Below are 21,687 nucleotides of genomic sequence, written 5' to 3'. Positions count from 1 at the left end.
ATGAAACTACTTTTTCATAAAATCACCAATTGGGAATATTGGCCGTTTCAGGTTTTGTATGTTCCTATTTATTTTCTTTGGGCGTATTATGCGATCAAAGCCAGATCGATTTTTTTCTTTAATGCCTCTAATCCACAAATTAAGAATGGCGGATTTATTATGGAAAGTAAAAAAAAGATTTATGATTTACTTCCTAAAAAGTATTATCCCAAAACTATTCTGATTCGGGAAAATACCAATTTGAAGGCGATAGTTGATATAGTAGTCGAAAAACAAATTTATTTTCCGTTTATCGCAAAGCCTGATATTGGTTTGCGTGGTTCTGGCGTAAAAAAAATCAAAACGGTTTCTGAATTAAGAGAATATGCTGAAAAAGCAAGTTTCGATTTTTTAATACAAGATTTAATCCCGTTTAAACAAGAAGTAGGTATTTTTTATGTGCGCCATCCGCTTCAAAAAGAAGGGAAAATTACGGGAATTGTTTCTAAAGAATTCCTGAATGTTATTGGTGACGGAATTTCGACTATTGAAGAATTAATTTATAAAACACCACGATTTCAGTTTCAGCTTGAATCTTTAAAAGAAGAATACGGGGATCAATTATACCAAATTCTAAAGAAAGGCGAAGTAAAGAATTTAGTTCCGTTTGGGAATCATGCGCGAGGTGCAAAATTTCTCGATGGCAGCCATTTGATTACACCAAAACTTACCGCGACGATTAATGAAATTGCAACTCAGATTCCTGAATTCTATTTTGGACGTTTTGATATCATGTACAATACTTTTGAAGAATTAGAACGCGGAGAGAATTTTCAGATTGTAGAACTCAACGGGGCTGCAAGCGAACCGACTCATATCTATGATCCTAAACATTCAGTTTGGTTTGCCTGGAAAGAACTGGCAAGGCACATTACTTATATGTATGAAATTAGTGTTCAAAATCATAAAATGGGCGTTCCGTATTTAGATCACAAAGACGGAATGCGCGAGTACAGATTGCATTTGGCGCAAAACAATAAAATCATGAATTTTTAAAAATGAAAAGAATAAAAAATATTTCGATAGGATTTCTGATAAGTTTTCTGGGTTCAATTCCGTTGGGATATTTAAACTTAGCAGGACTTGAAATCTATTCAAAATCAGGACTTCATAATTTGGTTTTCTTTTTGTTTGGAGTTGTTTTTGTCGAGACTTTTGTAATTTATTTTACGTTACTTTTTGCCAAACGACTTATCGAAAACAAGCGATTGATGAAAGTAATCGATTTTTTTGCGATTGTTTTTATGTTTGGTTTGGCCTTCTTTTTTTATTTTAATTTTCACCAAACAAGTAAATCAAACAATTATCTGCAAGAGTATTTGATGTATTCGCCATTTGTAATTGGCGTGGTTTTAAATTGTTTAAATTTCTTGCAACTCCCTTTCTGGACCAGTTGGAATCTATATTTGCTTAACGGAAAGTTTATTACAATAGAAAGAAAGTTAAAATATTATTATATTGCAGGAACTTTGATAGGCGTTTTTTTAGGAATGTTTAGTCTCATTGTACTTTTGCAGACTCTTTTTCAAAAATCAAGTCATTTTTCAAAGTATTTAATGCCTGTTTTTATTCCGTTGCTTTTTGTTTTTTTAGGAAGTTTTCAGGTATTTAAAGTGTATAAAAAATATTTTAAACGACCGGCTTTAGAGATATAAGTTCTAAAGTCTAACTAAAATTTTCATTCATGAAAAGACTTTATTTTCTTATTCCGTTAGTTTTCTTAGCCTGCAAGTCGAATCCCACAGCGGTAAATGACAAGAGTTCGAAATCAGTTTCAAAGCCACTTGAAATTACCTATCAAGTCAAACAAAATGACGTTTCAGATTTTCTGAAATACCTTTCTTCAGATGAGTTAGAAGGGCGAGAAACCGGAACAAAAGGAATCGAAAAAGCAGCAGTTTTTTTAGAAGATTTCTTAAAGAAAAATAAAGTAAAGCCATACTTTAGTTCTTATCGTGATACGCTTACCAACTTCAAATCGCCGGCCTTTAATATTGTTGGAGTTTTGGAAGGAACAGATCCTGTACTTAAAAAAGAATTTGTGGTTTTAAGCGCGCATTATGATCATATTGGTTTAGAGAAAAACAAACAAGACGATATGATCAATAACGGAGCCAACGATGATGCATCCGGAGTAACTGCCGTTGCAGAAATGGCAAAATATTTTAGCGAAACAAAAGCAAATAAACGCAGTATACTTTTTGTGTTTTTTGCAGGAGAGGAAAAAGGTTTATTAGGATCTAAAAGCCTGGTGCAAAAACTAAAGCAACAAAACTTCAATTTATACGCACAATTGAACATCGAAATGATTGGTGTACCAATGAAACGTGATTATCTGGCTTACATTACTGGTTTTGATAAATCGAATATGGCAGAGAAAATTAATGAATATACGGGGAAAAAGACGATTGGTTTTTTACCAAAAGAAGCCGAATATCAATTGTTTTACAGATCTGATAATTATTCGTTTTATGAAGCATTCAAAAAACCATGTCAGTCTATAAGTACTTTCGATTTTGAAAATTTTGAATTTTATCATCATGTTTCGGATGAATTTAAGTTAATGGATATTCCGCACATGACTGCTTTTATTCAGGAGTTTTTACCGGCGGTGACAAAAATTACGACTTCGCCTACACAGGAAATTACAATGAATAAATAACCGGTCTTTATATAGGTTTTGCTTATTTTTGCTTTATGAAAAATATTATTGTTACCGGAACCAGTCGGGGAATTGGTTACGAATTAGCATTACAATTTGCTAATGCCGGAAATCAGGTTTTAGCCATTTCCAGAAAAATACCTCAAACACTTTTAGAACATCAAAACATTACTTGCCTTTCGATAGATTTGGCAGATGAAACAGCTTTGACAGAAGTAGATAAGTTTTTATCATCAACCTGGAAAAAAGTTGATGCCGTAGTTCATAATGCTGGAGCTTTATTATTGAAGCCTTTTGCAGAAACTACTCAGGCTGATTTTGAAAGTATTTATAAAGTGAATGTTTTTGCGGTAGCGAATCTTACCAGAATTTGTTTGCCTTATCTTCAAAAAGGAAGTCATGTCGTAACCATTAGCTCAATTGGTGGTGTAAGAGGAAGTCTTAAATTTGCAGGATTAGCCGCTTATAGTTCAAGTAAAGGAGCCGTAATTACTTTAACTGAATTATTGGCAGAAGAATACAAAGAACAAGGAATTTCGTTTAATGTTCTGGCTCTGGGTTCTGTTCAGACCGAAATGCTAAATGAAGCTTTCCCAGGTTATCAGGCGCCAATTTCTGCAGAAGGAATGGCAAATTATATTTATGATTTTACCCTTAACGGAAATAAATATTTTAACGGAAAAGTGTTGGAAGTTTCTTCGACGAATCCATAAATTTAAAAATTCCAAAAAATAAAATCCAAATTCCAATTGTAGAAAACTTCTAACGTTTAACAAATAACATCTAACTTAAATTGATCGAAACATTAGCAAGATATATACCTGAACATGCTGTAAAGCCTGTCTTTGATTTGATTGTTGCCAATCAGGTTCATCTTAAAATCGTAAATGAACGCCAGACGCGTCATGGAGATTATAGGAGAGGCCCAAGTGGTAAACATGAAATCACGGTAAATGCCAGTTTAAATAAGTATCGTTTTTTGATTACGTTAATTCATGAGATTTCGCATTTGGTGGCATTTGAAAGGTTCGGACGAAAAATAAAACCGCACGGAAATGAATGGAAACATACGTTTCAACGCATGATGATTCCGTTTATTCGTCCGGAGATTTTCCCGGGGCAATTGTTGCCCTTGTTAGCAAGGCATTTTAAGAATCCATCTGCGAGTAGTGATACTGATACTACTTTATCATTGGCTTTAAAGCAATACGATGCGCAAAATGATAAAAATTATGTTTTTGAAATTCCGTACGGAAGTGTATTCAGAATTCAAAATGGAAAAATATTCAAGAAGTTAGCCGTTAGAACCAAACGTTTTGAATGTATCGAAATAAGCTCAGGAAAGACCTATTTGTTTAATCCAAATGCTGAGGTAGAGTTGATAAATTTACAGTAAGGCTGATGAAAATCCCAATATTTTAAATTCCAAATTCCAACCGTAGAAAGGAAATTCTAAATAAAAAATTCCAAATTCCAAAACTGATGCAGTTGGAATTTGGAATTTTTTTTATTGAGTTCTTCCAGAATTGGAATTTGGAATTTAAAATATTGGAATTTTATCCCTTTAAATAAGCTTCTCTCACTTTTTTGAATAAGTTTGAAGAGTAAACAAATTTCACGATATCTTTATTATCAGTTCTAAAGATTTCTTCTTTAGTTCCTTGCCATGCTTTTACTCCTTTTTTTAAGAAGACGATATTCTCACCAATTTCCATTACCGAGTTCATATCGTGCGTATTAATTACGGTGGTGATATTGTATTCCTCAGTGATTTCTTTAATCAAATTATCGATCAATGTCGAGGTATTCGGGTCTAAACCTGAGTTAGGTTCATCGCAAAATAAATATTTCGGGTTATTTACAATTGCACGAGCAATCGCTACACGCTTTTGCATACCTCCGGAAATTTCAGAAGGTAATTTTTTATGTGCATCAACTAAGTTAACACGCTCTAAAACAAAATCAACACGTTCCTGAATCTTAGCGTTGTTATCGTTGGTAAACATTTTCAACGGGAAAGCCACATTTTCTTCAACAGTCATCGAATCAAATAAAGCACTTCCTTGAAAAACCATTCCAATTTCAGTTCTTAATTCCCTTTTTTCGTCTGGATCTAATTCTGAGTAAACTCTACCGTCAAATTCGATTGTTCCTGAATCTGGAGTATGAATACCTAACAAAGTTTTTAATAAAACGGTTTTCCCGGATCCACTTTGTCCTATAATTAAGTTGGTTTTTCCGGTTTCAAAAACGGTCGAAACCCCTTTTAAAACTTTACTGTCACCAAATGATTTTTCTATGTTTTTTACTTCTATCATTATCCTAATAATAATTGAGTTAATATGTAATTAAAAAGAATGATACAAACAGATGTCCATACAAATGATACTGTACTTGCTTTACCAACTTCTAATGCTCCACCTTTCATGTAATATCCGTGAAAAGACGGAATTGTAGCCAATAACATTGCGAATATTAAGGTTTTAATAAAAGCGTATGTAATATGAAAAGGAATAAATTCCATTTGAGCTCCCTGAATAAAATCTTCACTTGTTGAAAATCCTCCGTAAGCACAAGCAAGCCATCCACCAAAAATACCAAGGAACATACTAATACCAATTACAAAAGGATACATTAATAAAGCTACTATTTTAGGGAAAACCAAGTAGTTTAATGAATTAACCCCCATAACTTCTAAAGCATCAATTTGTTCTGTAACACGCATTGTACCAATACTAGAGGTGATATAAGATCCCATTTTTCCGGCCATAATTACCGAAATAAAGGTAGGAGCAAACTCTAAAATCACAGATTGACGTGTAGCAAAACCAATTAAGTATTTTGGAATTAATGGATTAGTTAAGTTTAATGCAGTTTGAATGGCAACAACTCCTCCAATAAAAAAAGAGATAAAACAAACAATGCCCAGAGAGTCGATTATTAAATCATCGATTTCTTTAAAAATCAATTTTTTCATCACAGACCATTTTGTCTGTTTGTTAAAAATTTCTTTCAGCATTAAAAAATATCTTCCTAGTTGAGATATATAACGGATTAGCATCATAATTTTAGTAATATTGGCTAAATTAAGGATTAGTTTACAGTTTACAGTTTCACTTTACAGTTTTTTAAGTTTTAAAAACTAAAAAAGCTTCTGTTTCATTTTCTGAAAACGGTAATTTCTTATAAATTTAGCTTGTTCGGGTGTAACTAATAAAGGTGTTTTAGCTCTTTTTGCTTTCCAAAAACCTCTTATATAGTCTAAAAATAAAAATGGTTTTTTCTTCATCATCGCCAATTTTGCCGATGCAATTGCGGTAATCCAAAAACCGTAACCTATAGTATAAAAAGCTTCTCCTTGTTTATAACGGGCCGTTTTATTGTAATTGGCACCTGTTGGTTTAAGGTGTTTTACATGCAAAGATTCGTCTGTCACTATTTTCCAGTCATAATATTTGCAAAGTAATTCGTCTACCGTATCCCAGCCCATTGCTGGTCGTAAACCGCCAATTTGCTGATAAGTTGCTTTTCGATATGCTTTTAATGCACCGCGAATATGATCTTTATCGGTTAAGTTTTCTAATACCCAGTCGCCATTTTTTTCGATGTAGCAAAATCCTCCAACCATTCCAACTTTTGGATCAGATTCAAAATGTTTTATAATCGTTTCAAAATAATTAGGCGGAAAAATTAAATCGCCATCTATCTTTACAATAATATCATAATCAGAATCCAGTGTTTCAAAACCTTTTTGGAAAGCCTGAATGACTTTACTTCCTGGCATATGAATCGCGTCTGAAGTTTTATTGACAACAGATATAAACGGATTTTCTTTTGCGAATCCCAAAACCACTTCTTCTGTTTTATCAGTCGAATTGTCGTTTACAACCACAACTTTTGATGGCAAAACAGTTTGAGAAACTAAGGATTGCAAAGTCAGACCAATTAGATCTTGCTCGTTGTGCGCGGGAATAACGATATAATACTTCATGTTTTTTTAATTAAATCCCAATTTTTTAAAAATTCCAAATCTTGAGAATAAATCGCAATCTTCTAAAATTCCAAATTCCAATCTTACCGATGTGGTTAAAATTGGAATTTGGAATTTAAATATTGGAATTTATTATTTATGCTTTTATTTTCTCCGCAACAACGATGTAATATCTTGGAGTGAAATATCTTAATAAGGGTCTGAAACCAAACTTTTTTACTGGATGTGTAAATTTTTGGCGATCGGTTATTTTCCAGCCTGTTTTTTCTAAAAGCCAGTCTAATTGCCAATCTTCAAATTCGTGGTAATGTCTGTCCCACATATCTGTTTTTGAACGATATGCCGGAGAAAACCATAAACGCAACGGAATTGAAATTAACAACTTATCGCATTTTACGTTTTGTAGAATGGTATATGGATTTAGCAAATGCTCGAAAATTTCGAATGCAGTAAAAACGGTATAATCTTCGGTTTGTAGCGCTGTTTGATCGTTGTCTAAATCTTCGCCTTTTGTGTTTTTTACGGTATAACCATTTTCTTCCATTATTTTAGAAAACGGATTTGGTACACCAAAATCAAAAATAGTCTCTGATGTTTTAACGTGTTTTTGTAAAAACTCTAAGGTAAGTTTGAATCTTTTATTCGGAAACGTTTTTTCGTACATAGCGTTGCGAGGAACGAAACAATCTCTCGTTCTTGATTTTATAATTAGGTCGCAAATATACTAAAAAAGTCCGCACTATTAAGATGCGGACTTTTTAGTTTTTCAGTTTACAGTCTCAGTTTACAGTCTTCTAAACTGAATACTGTGACTGTAAGCTGCGACTAGTATCGATATACAAATGCATTCACATTCATTCCTGCTCCAACCGAAGCAAAAATGACAACATCGCCTTTGTTAATTTCGTGATTTTCTAGTTTTCCCTGTATCAATAAGTCGTACAAAGTTGGTACAGTTGCAACGCTGCTGTTTCCTAAATCATGAATACTCATTGGCATAATGTTTTCAGGAGCGGTTTTATCGTATAGTTTGTAAAAACGGGCAATGATGGCTTCGTCCATTTTTTCGTTGGCTTGATGAATAAGGATTTTCTTCACTTCATCAATTCCGATTCCGCTTTTGTCTAAACAACTTTTCATCGCACAAGGAACCTGGCTTAAGGCAAATTCGTAGATTTTACGACCGTACATTTTAATGTATTTAATGTCTGGATCTAAATCTGGGTTGTATGATTTTCCGAAGAATAAAAAGTTAGCTTCATCATTGGCAAAAGTGGCACTTTCGTAAGATAATAAACCTGCTTCGTCATCAGAAGCTTCAATAATTGAAACTCCGGCACCATCAGAATAAATCATAGAATCACGATCGTGATCGTCTACAACTCTTGATAGCGTTTCAGCTCCAATTACCATAACACGTTTTGCCATGCCTGATTTGATAAAAGCATTGGCTTGCAAAACTCCTTCGATCCAGCCCGGACATCCAAAAAGAATATCGTAAGCTACACATTTAGGATTTTTAATGTCTAGTTTATTTTTAACACGTGTTGCTAAACTTGGCAAAATATCCGATTGATTTGTTCCGGATTTTACATCGCCAAAGTTATGCGCAAATATGATGTAGTCTAATGTTTCGCGATCGATTTTAGCGTTTTCAAGTGCTCTTTCGGCAGCAAAAAAGGCTAAATCAGATGAGGTATGTTGATCTTCGGCATAACGACGGTTTTCGATTCCGGTAATACCTTTGAATTTTTTAATTACAACTTCATTAGGATAAGCAAAAGGAGTTCCGTCCTCATTTAGAAAAACGTGATCACCAAAGTCTGTATTGCTTACTTCTTTATTTGGAATATAACTTCCTATACCAATTATTTTTATTTTCATTATTCAGTAATTATCCGATAAATTTATTGCTAAAGTATAAATAAAATCATGATAACTATCATAAAAAATACTATGCATGCATATAATTGTGAAATAATAAATATTTATAGGATTTATTGTTAATTTTTTAATGAAATTTGACTTTAACCGAGATTTCAAACGTTTGAGTTTTGTTTTTTGACATATTTTTTTTCGGAAGAATGTTAAAGCTTTTTGGTGTTTTGTTATAAATAAAGCCGAAGTTTCAAAAAGTGTTAAAAATTAGAAAACCTTAAGTTTTATTTTAAAGTTTTGTAGGCGTTAATGTAAATTTTTGCGTGAGGATATGAGGCAAGATCGTTAAATTAAGGAAAAATCTAATTGTACAATTTATTAAGGACAATATCTCATTTTTGTTTTTGTTCCATAGGAACATTTCATTGGTAGCCCAATAAATACCGCGTTTTTTCACGTTCCGAAGGAACGTTTGATTTTATACAGATTATCTATACAATTTCTCAAACGTCCCAATGGGACGATGTTTCTCACGATGCATTTTTTTTCTACCGATGAGGTGTTCCGATGGAACACAATCTAAAATAGCTTAACTTAATGGCACGCCCAGATTAAAATTTTAGATTTTAGATTTCTGATTTTAGATTTTTGGTTCAGTTTTCAATTTTTACGTTATGCTGAATTTGAAAACTGAAACAAAAAATAAACCCGACAAGTTTAAAGACCTGTCGGGTTTGGATATAATATTAGAAAACTGATTTTTAGTTTTCCATGTAAGCTTCAATTGGAGCACAGCTACAAACTAAGTTTCTGTCACCGTAAGCATCGTCTACACGACGAACTGATGGCCAGAATTTATTTTCGGCGATGTAGTCTAATGGATAAGCCGCTTTTTCTCTTGTATAAGGGAAATCCCAATTGTCAGTTGTTAACATTGCCAAGGTATGTGGTGCATTTTTCAATACGTTGTTTTTATCATCGGCTGTTGCAACTTCAATTTCTTTTCTGATTGAAATAAGAGCATCACAAAAACGATCTAATTCTGCTAAATCTTCAGATTCAGTTGGTTCGATCATTAAAGTTCCAGCTACAGGGAAAGAAACCGTAGGAGCGTGGAAACCGTAATCCATCAAACGTTTTGCGATATCACCCACTTCGATTCCGTTTTCTTTGAATGAACGACAATCTAAAATCATTTCGTGAGCTGCTCTTCCGCATTCTCCAGTATAAAGAATTGGGTAGTGTCCTTCGAAACGAGATTTCATGTAGTTAGCATTCAAGATAGCGTGTTCTGTAGCACTTTTTAATCCTTCAGCTCCCATCATTGTGATGTAACCGTAAGAGATTAAACATACTAAAGCTGATCCGTAAGGTGCAGATGAAATTGCTGTAATGGCTTGTTCGCCACCTACTTTAAGGATTGGGTTAGTTGGTAAAAACGGAACTAATTTTTCGTTTACACAAATTGGTCCAACTCCAGGTCCGCCGCCACCGTGAGGAATAGCGAATGTTTTGTGTAAGTTTAAGTGACAAACGTCGGCACCAATTGTAGCAGGATTTGTTAATCCAACTTGCGCATTCATGTTTGCGCCATCCATATATACTAATCCGCCATTATCGTGGATTAATTTTGTGATTTCGATAATCGAAGATTCGAAAACTCCGTGAGTAGATGGATAAGTTACCATTAAACAAGATAAATCATCTTTGTGCTCAATCGCTTTTTCTCTTAAATCTTCTACGTCGATGTTTCCTTCAGGAGTAGTTTTAGTAACGATGATTTTCATTCCGGCCATAGCTGCAGAAGCAGGATTGGTTCCGTGAGCTGATGAAGGAATTAAACATACATTACGGTGACCTTCGTTTCTAGATAAGTGGTAAGCACGAATCGCCATTAAACCAGCATATTCTCCCTGAGCTCCAGAATTTGGTTGTAATGTTGTTCCGGCAAATCCTGTAATTACATTTAATTGTTGCTCTAATTTTTTAAGCATTGTAATATAACCTTCAGCTTGTTCTACTGGTGCAAATGGGTGAATACTGTTCCAGTTTGGCATTGATAAAGGCAACATTTCTGAAGCTGCGTTTAATTTCATCGTACAAGAACCTAATGAAATCATCGAATGATTCAATGATAAATCTTTACGCTCTAATTTTTTGATGTAACGCATGATCTGACTTTCTGAATGATGATTGTTGAATACATCATGCGTTAAGAAAGGCGACGTTCTTTCTAATGAAGCAGGTAACTGACTTGTAGCAGATAATTCAGCAACGGTGAAAGTTTCTTTTCCTAAAGCCTCAGCAAAAATGGCAATAATTTGGTTGATGTCGTTAATTGAAGTCGTTTCATTTAATGAAATAGAAATCGTATCAGCATCTACATAAAAGAAGTTTACTTCGTTTTTCTCCGCAATCGCTTTTACTTTTTGAGCATCTGCTTTTACTAAAATAGTATCAAAGTAAGCTGTATTGGTTTGAAAAACACCTAATTTATTTAAAGCTTCAGCAGTAGTAACTGCCGATGCGTGAACTTTGTTTGCAATATATTGTAATCCTTTTGGTCCGTGGTAAACAGCGTACATTCCGGCCATAACCGCAAGTAAAACCTGAGCAGTACAAATATTTGAAGTTGCTTTTTCACGTTTAATGTGCTGCTCACGAGTTCCTAACGCCATACGTAAAGCACGGTTTCCGTTTACATCAATAGAAACTCCAATAATACGACCTGGCATAGATCGTTTGTATTCGTCTTTAGTAGCAAAAAATGCAGCATGAGGACCACCGTAACCCATTGGTACACCAAAACGTTGTGAAGTTCCAACTACTACTGCAGCTCCCATTTCTCCCGGAGAAGTTAAAGTGGCTAATGATAAAATATCAGCAGCAAAGGCAACTTTGATTTCGTTTTCTTTTGCTTTAGCAACAAAAGCACTATAATCGTTTACCTGACCGTATTTTCCTGGGTATTGTAAAATGGCTCCGAAGAACTCATTAGAAAAATCAAAGTTTTCGTGGTTACCAACAACTAATTCAATCCCGATAGGAGTTGAACGTGTTTGAAGTACGGATAACGTTTGAGGTAAAATTTCTTCAGAAACGAAGAATTTGTTTGTATTGTTTTTCTTTTGATCACGAGTACGAACATCAAATAACAAAGCCATAGCTTCGGCAGCAGCAGTTCCTTCATCAAGTAAAGAAGCGTTTGCAATTTCCATTCCTGTAAGTTCAATAACAGTAGTCTGGAAATTTAAAATTGCTTCAAGACGACCTTGAGCAATTTCTGCCTGATAAGGCGTATAAGCTGTATACCATCCTGGATTTTCGAAAATATTTCTCTGAATAGGAGCAGGAACGATAGTAGGGTGATAACCCAAACCAATGTATGATTTGAATACTTTATTTTTCTTCCCTAATTCCTGAATATGATTTGCAAATTCGTATTCTGTCATTGCAGGATCCAAATTCAAAGGTGCTTTTAAACGAATATCATCCGGAAGGGTTTCGTAAACAAGTTGTTCGATCGATTCAACCCCAATGGTTTGTAACATGTGTTGAAGATCTGTTTCTCTTGGGCCAATGTGTCTTAAAGCAAAAGCATCTGTTCTCATTTGTAGCTATCTAATTTTTTAAGGGCAATGCAATTCGCGATGTATCTTCTTTGACTTAATCAAGTGTAACACAAGGTTTATTACATTTTATAGTAAATGTGTTGTTTTTTTGTGGCGCAAAATTAAGTATTATTAATAATTTAATAGGTATTTTTAACTTCAATTTTTATGAAATTTACAACTAAAGAGTTGATTTGTTAATAATTGATTAGATTTAAAGAATGAAACTACTAAAACAGATATTCGATTTTTACCTCAATAGCAGCATTCATGTGGCTTTATCATGTTATGCTTTGGTACGAATAACGTTTCATATGTTTCATATTCAATACGATGAGTCAATGGCGTTGTTCGTTTTTTTTGGAACAATTGTGGGGTATAATTTTGTTAAATATGATGCATGGGTTCGGGTAAGGAAAAAACCAATGACAAAACAATTAAAAATTATCGCTGCATTAAGTCTAATTTCACTCGTTTTAGTTGGCTATTATTTCTTCCATCTCAAGCGAATTACACAAGTTGTTTCTGTCATCATTTTTGCCATCACCGCACTTTATACACTTCCGTTTTTTCCCAATAAAAAAAATGCCCGAAACTGGGCCGGAGTAAAAATATACATTGTGGCACTTTGCTGGGTAGGAGCCACCTTGGTTTTACCTTATATAAATGCCGAAATTCCGTTTACGGCAAACTTTTATACCAAATGCATTCAGCGTTTTGTACTGGTTTTTGTTTTAATTCTGGTTTTCGAAATCCTCGATTTGGCCAATGACGATCCGCATCTCAAAACCGTTCCGCAAACCATAGGCGTAAAGCGCACTAAAATTCTAGGCTTTTCGCTTTTAGTCCCATTTTGGATTGTTGGTATTTTGTCCTTCACAGTTCACGATCTTATCATCAATCTTATAATGGTCGTAACATTAATGCTTTTTATTTTCTTTGCCAATACCAACAGATCCAGATATTACACTTCTTTCTGGGTCGAGAGCGTCCCCATTTTTTGGTGGTTAATGATGGTATTTTTATAAATTGTACTCATGATATTTTATGGAAGAAAACATATACTTTTTAAGATTTAAATTTACTTTTTTGCAATTTCTGGCCTTGTTTTTTGGATGGAATTTCTTCATCTGTTTTATTTGGCCTCTTATGATTGAGTCTTACTTTGGCGTTACCATATTCGTTTGTGCTTTTTCTTTGGTTTTTGCGATGGCGCTAAATAATAAATTGATTTTATGGCTGTTTTTGTTGTTTCACATCAATAAAAAAATTGTAATCTTCTATCAAAAAACAATGCTTTATCTAAGTGCATATTTTGGGACTTGCGTTTTTAGCTGGTTTATGCCTCCAATGAGTATTTATGTTTTTCTTGAGCATTTATTTATCAATACCCTTACCGTTTTTTTGTATTTTACTTTTGTAATGAAGGCTACCAATAGAGAAGACATTTAATATATAATTCTCTTTCAATGCATAATAAAAAACCCGATGTTGTTTTGAACATCGGGTTTTTTATGAAGATATTTAAAATGTTATTTTGGGCGTGTCCCTCCGGGTCGGGCTATCCGCTGCAAGTCCTCGCACTTCCTTCGTCAGGCTGTGGGCTATCCGCTTCTATCCCTCACGCAACCATAAAACAAGAAAATTTATTTTTAAAAAGAGAGATTTATAATAGAATCTGCCCAATCTGCGAGAGAAAAATTTTAAAATAATTATTTCGTTTTCTGCTCCGCCAATGCTTTATTCAAATCAGCTTTAGCTTCATCTAGTTTTTTTCTTTTCTTAGCAATTTTTTCTTTGCTTTCCTGATCTTTAATTGCTTTGTTAAGATCGTCTGTTCTTTCCTTAACTTTTTGTTGCTTTTCTTTTACCTTTTTGTCAAGATCGTTAGTTACGGTTTTAGTTGTACAGTTTTTCTTAGTTTTCGAAATAGCTTCTTCAACTCCCTTTATTTGGTTTTGATTACCGGCTTTTTTAGCAGCGACCAATTTCGTATTCAGCTCGCATAATTTTCTTTCACATCCTTTTAAAGTTGCACAATTACTCTGTGCAAATCCTATAAAAGAAATGGCGAAGAATGCTATCGATAAAATTTTAGTTTTTAAAGTCATAAGTTTATTTTTAATGATTTACAATGGTTGGAATACTTATAAAAGTAAGAAAATTATTTTAAATCTGTTTTTCAGATACTTCTTTCAGTATTTTATTTCTCTCTAAAAGAAACTGTATTAAATGCTTCTTTAAAAATAAAGAATCAAATACTTTACCAAAAATTCCAAACGGAGTTTCATATTGCATTTTATCGTTCAAGATCGTAATACCATTTTGTTCTTCAAAAAAATGTTCATGCTTAAAGAATTTGAATTTTCCTTCTTCCATTTCATCGACAAAATAATCATAAAAGTTCATTACGGTAATTCGGCTTTTGTGCGTGAGATAAATCCCAAAATGTTTACCGCGCCAGGTTACCGTTTCGTTTAAATTGATTAGGCCAGAAGTTATTCCGGCAATAGCCACTTCACTAGTCTTACTCGCTGATTGCTGATGAATATCTATGTCTCGTGAAGCATCAAAAACGATTTGTTTCGATGCTTTTATTTTTGTGGTGAGATTTATTGTTGTCATAATTAGTTAGAATATTTTACTCCGCCGGAATAATACATAAGAATTTTTGACGGGTAAATTCAAGTCCCAGAGGGACGATATATTTGTAGAAATATGCAGTAAAAATTGTCGAGCCCCAGCGGGGTGAAATATTTATTAATTAGTACAAGATATTGCTATACCTATCCTTTATCATTTTTAAAATATATTGTAAAAAAGAATGTTGCAATAATAGAGGAAAGTGAATACGAAATCGCAAGGTCAAACCACACAGTTCCATTTATAAGCGCTGTAGTTATAAAAACTCCGCTTATTACGAATATGATTAATATTGTTTTTTCATGAACTATTTTTATGTTTTTGTTTTTTAAAACAGTAGTAATGAAAATATATAAAAGATAAGTTGGTAAGGAGAAAAGTAATCCTATAATTACCATAAATGGATATAGTTGAAAAAAATCAGAAAAATTTCTTGAGCTCCAATTAGCACTATATCCATTTATTATTGAAAAGATGATTGGTCCCAACAATAATGTAAAAATCCAATGTCTTAAGAGAAAAATAGAATTCATTTTCTTAGTAAGTTTTCAAAAGCCTTATCAATATCCCCAAACTTAAATTCAAATCCATTATCCAAAAGTCTTTTCGGAATTACATTTCTGCTTTTTAAAACCAATTCAGTTTCTGTTCGAATAAAGAAAGATCCAATTTCTAGTAGATAAGCATTCATCGGAATCCCGAAAGGAAAACCAACTGCTTTTCTAAGTTTTTGCATAAAATCAGCATTGCGAATTGGTTGCGGAGAAACAATATTTATGACGCCGGTAATTTCTTTCTCAATAATAAAATCAATTGCATTGGCGAAATCATCTTCATGAATCCAGCTTATAAACTGATTTCCTTTTCCTTGTTTTCCTCCAAAACCTATTTTTGCCAAAGTCTTAAGCGGAATAAAAGCACCTCCATTTTTCCCTAATACTATAGAAGTTCGCAAAGCTGTTTTTAAAGTATTTGGAGTTTCAGTCTTAAAAAAAGCTTTTTCCCAAGAAAGAGCCACATTAATAGAAAAGTCATTTCCAATTTCGCCATCAACTTCATCCATTTGTTTGTCTAATGAAAATCTATAAATAGTTGAGGTAGATGAATTCAGCCAATGTTTAGGTGGGTTTTTACAATTTAAAACCGCTTTGTTAAGAATCTTGGTACTTTCGATACGAGATAATAAAATCTCTTGTTTGTTTGCTTTGGTATATCGGCAATCCACAGATTTTCCTGCAAGGTTTATTAAAACAGTGGCATTTTCTAATTCATTTTCCCAACCAGAAAAAGTTCTGGCATTCCAATTTACATATTTTATTCCGTCGATGGTTTGAGATTTTCCCCGGGTTAGAATCACAATTTCTTCAAATTTATTTTTGAATTGATTCACTAAAACCTGTCCTAAAAAACCGGTTCCGGCTGCTATAATAAGTTTTTTCATTTTTATATTTTTTGCGCTAAACCTGACGGGTTTTTAAAACCCGTCAGGTTTTCGAGAGGTTAATTAAGAATAAAAAATAAAGCAAGAATTCGATAAAGTATCCATGTATAACAAAGATAATAGGGAAGTTTTAGAATTTTAATTCTTCTAAAATGTTCTGCAAACATGATCAGAACAGTTATCGCAAACCAACCTAAAATGATAATTGCAGGAATAATTATCAACTGACTTACAATTAAAATTGGCAATAAAATCAAAGAACCCATTAAAGAAACGGTCATTAAATTTCCTGCATAATTGATGATAGTTTGTTTATTGAAATTTAAAATAAACAAGCTTTGAAAAACGATTTGACCAAATGCCAAAGCAACTTCTCTAGCGATACTTGTTTTGGGCAAAACAGGAATCAAATTAGAATATTCAAATAAAACAAAAGTCGTTATCGTTAAGGCAAATCCGATAAAAAGAAAACGATATTTGTAATTGAAATCCGGAACACATTGTAGTTTGTTTTCTTCCTTTACATTTCCGGGAATTATTACCTTTCTATTATAAGAAACAAAAGAATACATTTTTCTAAGAATATAATGTATGGGCTTGATAGTCGCTATTTTTTCAATTAACGGAAAAGAAAATCCAATCACTTTTATTAAACTATCAATTCCGTAAGTAACAGTTTTTGTTTTGTTATCTACCAAAGCAATTTCGTTTGGCGCACGTTTTAAGTCTACAAAATTTTGTTCTTCGTCAGATAGTTGACAATATGATTTTCTTCCATTTTCATCCAGCATACCACTTTTTACAAATCCAGTTGTGTATAAACTGCAAAGTGGGCAATCTTCATCATAAAGCAAAGTTTGGTTTTCGAGCGTTTTCATGATTTTTGGTTTTAAAGATTATGAAATGAATTGGGGTTTAATGATGTGTTTTTTCGACTAGAGAAATTGATTTAAACTTTTGACTGTAATTGTTTTTAACACATAGAAACATAGAATTATTGAAGTCAGTAAAGGCGTTTCACTTGCATTAACAAACATAGCTATGTGTGAGAAACTAGTTTCTTTTTGATTTACTTTTTCAAAAAGATTAAATCTATGTTTCTATGTGTTTAATGATATTTTTATTTACTACACCCAACGCGGCTGATTTTAGTTTCTTTTTATTCTTAACCACAATTTCAGAGCCTTTCGCTAAGAAAACTGAAGTTGGTTTTGTAGTTTGAAGAAATTCAAAATCAGTTCCGTATGTTTTATTAAAGTCAATATCAATATTGTAATTTAAAACTTCGAATTGTTCCCATCTCGGATGTTGAACTTCATATTCGAAAGTAGTTTCTGGGTCTATTTTAGTATAACCAAAATAATGCTCTGTAATAAATTCAGCTTCAGAATCAATCTCAATTGCTACAGGATTCTTTTTAGTTTCTATTTGAATCGTATTCCACTTTTGATCATTTTCCCATTGATAAATAAAAGTACTGCTATCTTTTTTTTCGATTACTTCATGTCTCATTTTCTGAGTTTCATAATGTTCCTGATACAAAGTATTGGCAACAAAAGTGATGGCGCTTTTAGGAACAATTTCTTTAATAAAAACAACGCCTCGTTTCCATTCGCCGTTTTCAAAACGTTTTACGTAGAATCTCAAATTGACTTCTTCAAAATCGATATGAAACGGAACTTTTAATCCTAAAACTTTCGTGTTTTCAAACATAAATCCAACCAGACTTACATAACATTTGTCATTCCAAAAATCTATTTCAGTTCCTGCCGGAAGATATTTCTCTAAGATTCTAGCATCAACTTCATAATTAAAAAGTGCTAAATTTTTCCATTCTGCTTTTAAGAAATTCATTGGTATGCTTTTTTATAGATTAATAATGAAAGATAAAATGCCAGTATTGTAGGTATTCCAATTACGAAATAAGTTTTGAAATCATGAGATGAAAAAGGGTTGATGCAAATCATAACAAAATAAAAAACAACCCCAAGAATGTACAATTGAAGATATTTGTTTTTAGGTTCGTCAAATAACATGCATCCACCAATTGTAACCTGAAATAATCCGGTTAAGATGCTAAAAAATAAACCATAACCTGCTAACTCGCCAAAAGCTTGATTATTTGAAAAACCAAGAGCAATTAAAATGAAAGGAAATCCAACAAAAAAATAATTAAGGTTATTTATAGTTTTCATAGTTATCATTTGTTTTAAACTTTCAGAAAAAAATGAAAGTTTGAATTGAATTTTTTTACTTCATCATTTTTATAACCAATTTACCTAACCAGTTATCATTAAATTCAGTCATTTTATCTAACATATTATCTGCTTTTAAAACAAAATCATATAATTTAGAAGTTTGATCAACAAAGTGTTTTTCTTCAGCCGAATTGTTAGCATCAATCGAAGAAACTTCTTTTAAAATTTTAAGCGTAGGTTTAATTTCTCTTTTGCTTCTTTCTCTTGAAATTTTTACAGCCAGTTCGTCTAAATCTTTTTCGGCAGTAAAAAACTCTTTTCTTTCTCCGGCTTTGTATTCTTTATATACAATTCCCCAATCCATTAAAGCTTTTAGATTCATGCTGGTATTTCCGCGTGAAATTTGCAATTCTTCCATGATGTCTTCCATAGAAACAGGTTCGTTCGAGACCATTAATAAAGCGTGGATTTGTGCCATCGTTTTATTAATTCCCCATTGAGAACCTAACGCTCCCCAGGTTTGTACAAACTTATTTTTTGCTTCTTTGAATTCCATGGATCAAATGTAAGCAAAAGTTTTTAAACTTTCAAAAATAAATGAAAGTTTAATTATGAAAGGTGGATTATTTCTTTTTAAAATGGGATAAAATAGGTGTTTTTACGCGCTAAATTATTCTGTGTCATTTATTATCTCATTCATAACCAATAAATTCCATTCTGTATCATTTTAATAATTAAGCCTTTTTATTTGATATAGCTTTGAAATAGAAAATCACCCCAAATGTATTATTCAGGAGTTTTTTAAACGCTAAATAATTTCATTAACAGATTAAAAAGTTGGAGCAGAAACCACTAAAAAAAACGAGGCGTCCCCGAAAAGCCTTATGAGTAGGAAACCTAAATCAACAAGTTATGTCAGAATTATTAGCAGGTGCTTATTTAGCAAAAGGCACAATCGGAAATGTAGGAACACCAGGTGCTCCAATCGCAACATTTAGTTTAGTAGTAGTACCATCACAACATTCTGTTTCTGGTACAGTAGTAATTACTCAGGCTATACCAGGTCCTGATAGTCATATTGTTGTTTCAGTAACAGGAAAAATATATGCCACAGGAATAGGAAATGTTACTCAGGTAGTTAGTCTGCAAGGGCAATATGTACACTCTGTACCTCCTCCTGCAATTGGTTCTTTTTTAGCAAATTTCAATGCTCATTTGGCTATCGATAATGCTTGGAATGGTAATGGAGGTTTTTCATATTTCAACCATACTGTAGAAAATGTTCCGGTAGCATCAGTAAAAAATCTAAAAGAAGAGTTGGTTTAGAAATAAAATTCTCCCCAAAAACAATTCACAGGATAGCAAAAAAAATCCTCACTCGATTAGAGTTTTGATGTAAAAGATCGCCTGGTTAAGGCGGTCTTTTTTGTTACAAAGATCTTCTCGCTCCCCGAATAATTAAACCTATAAAAAATGAAAAAAAAATACGTTATTATTAGTTTGTTGCTTGTTATTATAGTAGCAGTTGGTTTATGGTTGTTTCTTTTTAATAAAAGTAACGGACTTTATAAAGATGGAGTTAAAACTTCGTACGCGAGTACTTCAACAGATGCATGTGATTGCGAAACCAGTTGGTTTCCTCACGATCAAACCCCGGCACCAAAAGAAGGAGACGGAAGTCCGTTTGATAGTGAGACCACTACAAATTGTGATTTTCATCAATGGTCATGGCAAAAGTTTTTGTGGGTAACAAAACCATTGCCAAACGGAAATCCTTTCTTTTTAGATTCTCTGGATTTAGTTAGTCCGCAAATGGAAGATGTTGCGCCACAATTGGGTATAAAATTAGCGTTGAGTTCTATTAATCAAGCCGGTTTTAGTGCTGTTTTGCGTTCTAATCCTAAATTTAATAATGTCGCAGATACCGTTTATTATTCCATTCACATTAATAAACTTTTAAAAGACAAAGCAGTTTTAATGGCTTCCTTAATCAACGGCGGGAAATTACCGGTTTCTAATTTAGAGACATTTCCGGTTGGTGCTTTAGAGTTAAAAGCTTCCTGGATTAATATTGATGCAATTGCCAAAGCACAGCAACAAGATTATTTCACTACTAAAGCTGCTGTTCAAAACAGCAAAGGACAATATGTTCAAAAAACCGTTGCTTTATTAGGTATGCACGTAGTGGGAGTTGTAAAAAATCACCCTGAATTTATCTGGGCAACTTTTGAACACAAAGATATGGCGCCTGTTTATGATAAGAAACATAATTCTGTAAAGGCAGTAAATGAAATGTTGTTTTATGAAAAAGGAACAAGCAGCGGTATAGATGGTATCAGATGGCTTAAAGGTGCAACTGCTCCGGTTGTTGCTAACAAAGCATTTATTCTCTACGAATATGGTGTGCCAAAGGATTTAAACACTGGTGCTTTTATGGCTACAAGTCAGGCAGAACCGGCTAACTTTAATAATATTGAGGATATCAATAAATGTGTAGCATCTAATTTGAAGGATGTTTTTAGAAATTATTTTTATAATGGTTCTATCTGGTTAGATTTTGACGGAGTTTCTTCTGAAAATCAAAAGAAAGCAATTGTAACAAAAGATATCGAAAGTGCCCTTCCGGATTCGTTAGCCAGAGGTTCAGTGAATCTGGCCAACATTACCATGGAAACCTACACGCAGACTTTTCAGGAAGATATTCATGAGATTAACAATAGCAACTTAGCAAATTGTTTTTCTTGTCATCAATCTGCAAATTTTGATAAAAAGAGGCCAGGAAAATCTCCTTTGTTTTTGAGCCATTTATTTGGAGATTATTTACTATTTACTAAACCATCTTTAGTGGCTACGGGTAAAAATGCTAATAATTTAGATAACTCACGTGCAAAACGTATTAAAGAAATAGAAGCACTGAAAACTCAACAGCTGGTAGATTTTATTAATGAGAAAAAGCAAAAAAAATAAGCTGTAATTATTTAATAAATCATGCAAAGCGGAACCCGAAAAGCTTATGAGTAGGGATAAGTAACAAAATTGAATTAAGTGATTTTAGAAATCAGGAAGAGTTGTAAAATAGTGTTTTATAAATAAAGCCTAAGACAGTCAAAAATTAATTAAATTCATAAAAAAAAGCTGAAGTAAATTTGATTTTACTTCGGCTTTTCGATTTATTTATTGCCTTCTTTTAATGCTTTTAAAGTTATTTAAGAATTGTAAAGTTA

22 protein-coding genes are annotated in these 21,687 nt (G+C 33.0%); 9 read left to right on the top strand and 13 right to left on the bottom strand.

Annotation, left to right across the window (positions count from 1 at the left end; genetic code table 11):
• The 5 genes from L0669_RS02285 to L0669_RS02265 all read left to right on the top strand — a co-directional run bounded on the left by L0669_RS02285 (position 1) and on the right by L0669_RS02265 (position 4,097).
• On the top strand, positions 1-1,035 hold the full coding sequence (locus L0669_RS02285) for an ATP-grasp domain-containing protein (RefSeq protein ID WP_263761007.1): 1,035 nt from the start codon (positions 1-3) through the stop codon (positions 1,033-1,035).
• Positions 1,036-1,037: 2 nt separating this feature from the next.
• Positions 1,038-1,694, top strand: coding sequence for a hypothetical protein (locus L0669_RS02280; RefSeq protein WP_263761005.1), 657 nt, complete (start codon positions 1,038-1,040; stop codon positions 1,692-1,694).
• A 29-nt stretch (positions 1,695-1,723) separates the two neighbouring features.
• Positions 1,724-2,701: a M20/M25/M40 family metallo-hydrolase gene (locus L0669_RS02275; RefSeq protein WP_263761003.1), complete on the top strand. Its 978-nt coding sequence runs from the start codon at positions 1,724-1,726 to the stop codon at positions 2,699-2,701.
• 35 nt (positions 2,702-2,736) lie between these two features.
• Complete coding sequence (locus tag L0669_RS02270) at positions 2,737-3,414, top strand: SDR family NAD(P)-dependent oxidoreductase (protein ID WP_263761001.1); 678 nt, start codon at positions 2,737-2,739, stop codon at positions 3,412-3,414.
• A gap of 80 nt (positions 3,415-3,494) precedes the next feature.
• On the top strand, positions 3,495-4,097 hold the full coding sequence (locus L0669_RS02265) for a SprT-like domain-containing protein (RefSeq protein WP_173972582.1): 603 nt from the start codon (positions 3,495-3,497) through the stop codon (positions 4,095-4,097).
• 160 nt (positions 4,098-4,257) lie between these two features.
• Here the strand turns inward: L0669_RS02265 and L0669_RS02260 are convergent, their stop codons facing one another.
• The 6 genes from L0669_RS02260 to gcvP form a co-directional block, all read right to left on the bottom strand.
• Positions 4,258-5,019 carry an ABC transporter ATP-binding protein gene (locus L0669_RS02260; protein ID WP_263760999.1) on the bottom strand — a complete coding sequence of 254 codons (762 nt, stop codon included), beginning with the start codon at positions 5,017-5,019 and terminating at the stop codon, positions 4,258-4,260.
• Positions 5,019-5,765, bottom strand: a complete 747-nt coding sequence (locus L0669_RS02255) for an MlaE family ABC transporter permease (protein ID WP_072960475.1) — start codon at positions 5,763-5,765, stop codon at positions 5,019-5,021. The genes L0669_RS02260 and L0669_RS02255 overlap by 1 nt, the downstream gene beginning before the upstream one ends.
• A gap of 78 nt (positions 5,766-5,843) precedes the next feature.
• Positions 5,844-6,692 (bottom strand): glycosyltransferase family 2 protein, encoded by an 849-nt coding sequence (locus tag L0669_RS02250; protein ID WP_263760998.1) that lies wholly within the window; start codon positions 6,690-6,692, stop codon positions 5,844-5,846.
• 136 nt (positions 6,693-6,828) lie between these two features.
• On the bottom strand, positions 6,829-7,356 hold the full coding sequence (locus L0669_RS02245; RefSeq protein ID WP_173972579.1) for a methyltransferase: 528 nt from the start codon (positions 7,354-7,356) through the stop codon (positions 6,829-6,831).
• Positions 7,357-7,517: 161 nt separating this feature from the next.
• Entirely contained in the window at positions 7,518-8,576 is a 1,059-nt protein-coding gene (locus L0669_RS02240) for a 3-oxoacyl-ACP synthase III family protein (protein WP_263760996.1), read from the bottom strand.
• A 755-nt stretch (positions 8,577-9,331) separates the two neighbouring features.
• Entirely contained in the window at positions 9,332-12,181 is a 2,850-nt protein-coding gene (gene gcvP / locus L0669_RS02235) for an aminomethyl-transferring glycine dehydrogenase (RefSeq protein WP_263760994.1), read from the bottom strand.
• A 221-nt stretch (positions 12,182-12,402) separates the two neighbouring features.
• On the opposite strand from gcvP, the gene L0669_RS02230 reads away from it, so the two are divergent.
• Both L0669_RS02230 and L0669_RS02225 read left to right on the top strand, forming a co-directional pair.
• A complete protein-coding gene (locus L0669_RS02230) occupies positions 12,403-13,209 on the top strand; it encodes a UbiA prenyltransferase family protein (RefSeq protein ID WP_263760992.1) in 807 nt (268 codons plus the stop codon).
• 121 nt (positions 13,210-13,330) lie between these two features.
• The gene (locus L0669_RS02225; RefSeq protein WP_263760990.1) at positions 13,331-13,633 is read left to right on the top strand and encodes a hypothetical protein; all 303 of its coding nucleotides are present in this window, start codon (positions 13,331-13,333) and stop codon (positions 13,631-13,633) included.
• Between the two features lie 260 nt (positions 13,634-13,893).
• On the opposite strand, the gene L0669_RS02220 is transcribed toward L0669_RS02225, so the two are convergent.
• The 7 genes from L0669_RS02220 to L0669_RS02190 form a co-directional block, all read right to left on the bottom strand.
• Positions 13,894-14,292, bottom strand: a complete 399-nt coding sequence (locus tag L0669_RS02220; protein WP_173972574.1) for a DUF1090 family protein — start codon at positions 14,290-14,292, stop codon at positions 13,894-13,896.
• A gap of 58 nt (positions 14,293-14,350) precedes the next feature.
• Positions 14,351-14,806 (bottom strand): SRPBCC family protein, encoded by a 456-nt coding sequence (locus L0669_RS02215; RefSeq protein ID WP_263760988.1) that lies wholly within the window; start codon positions 14,804-14,806, stop codon positions 14,351-14,353.
• Between the two features lie 547 nt (positions 14,807-15,353).
• On the bottom strand, positions 15,354-16,265 hold the full coding sequence (locus L0669_RS02210; RefSeq protein ID WP_263760986.1) for a TIGR01777 family oxidoreductase: 912 nt from the start codon (positions 16,263-16,265) through the stop codon (positions 15,354-15,356).
• 59 nt (positions 16,266-16,324) lie between these two features.
• Entirely contained in the window at positions 16,325-17,143 is an 819-nt protein-coding gene (locus tag L0669_RS02205) for a thiol-disulfide oxidoreductase DCC family protein (protein WP_263760983.1), read from the bottom strand.
• Positions 17,144-17,357: 214 nt separating this feature from the next.
• Complete coding sequence (locus L0669_RS02200) at positions 17,358-18,119, bottom strand: YqjF family protein (protein ID WP_263760981.1); 762 nt, start codon at positions 18,117-18,119, stop codon at positions 17,358-17,360.
• Positions 18,116-18,460, bottom strand: coding sequence for a hypothetical protein (locus L0669_RS02195; protein WP_263760979.1), 345 nt, complete (start codon positions 18,458-18,460; stop codon positions 18,116-18,118). The genes L0669_RS02200 and L0669_RS02195 overlap by 4 nt, the downstream gene beginning before the upstream one ends.
• A gap of 55 nt (positions 18,461-18,515) precedes the next feature.
• Positions 18,516-19,019: a GbsR/MarR family transcriptional regulator gene (locus tag L0669_RS02190; protein ID WP_263760977.1), complete on the bottom strand. Its 504-nt coding sequence runs from the start codon at positions 19,017-19,019 to the stop codon at positions 18,516-18,518.
• A 356-nt stretch (positions 19,020-19,375) separates the two neighbouring features.
• Here L0669_RS02190 and L0669_RS02185 point away from each other — a divergent pair, with 356 nt between their 5' ends.
• Together L0669_RS02185 and L0669_RS02180 are read left to right on the top strand one after the other, a co-directional pair.
• Entirely contained in the window at positions 19,376-19,789 is a 414-nt protein-coding gene (locus L0669_RS02185; protein ID WP_173972828.1) for a DUF1842 domain-containing protein, read from the top strand.
• 147 nt (positions 19,790-19,936) lie between these two features.
• A complete protein-coding gene (locus tag L0669_RS02180; RefSeq protein WP_263760975.1) occupies positions 19,937-21,430 on the top strand; it encodes a hypothetical protein in 1,494 nt (497 codons plus the stop codon).
• The last annotated feature ends 257 nt before the right edge of the window (positions 21,431-21,687 follow it).

This window comes from Flavobacterium bizetiae, from assembly GCF_024271895.1.
In the GTDB taxonomy this organism is placed as follows: domain Bacteria; phylum Bacteroidota; class Bacteroidia; order Flavobacteriales; family Flavobacteriaceae; genus Flavobacterium; species Flavobacterium bizetiae.
This window is presented reverse-complemented; position numbering and strand designations above follow the sequence as displayed.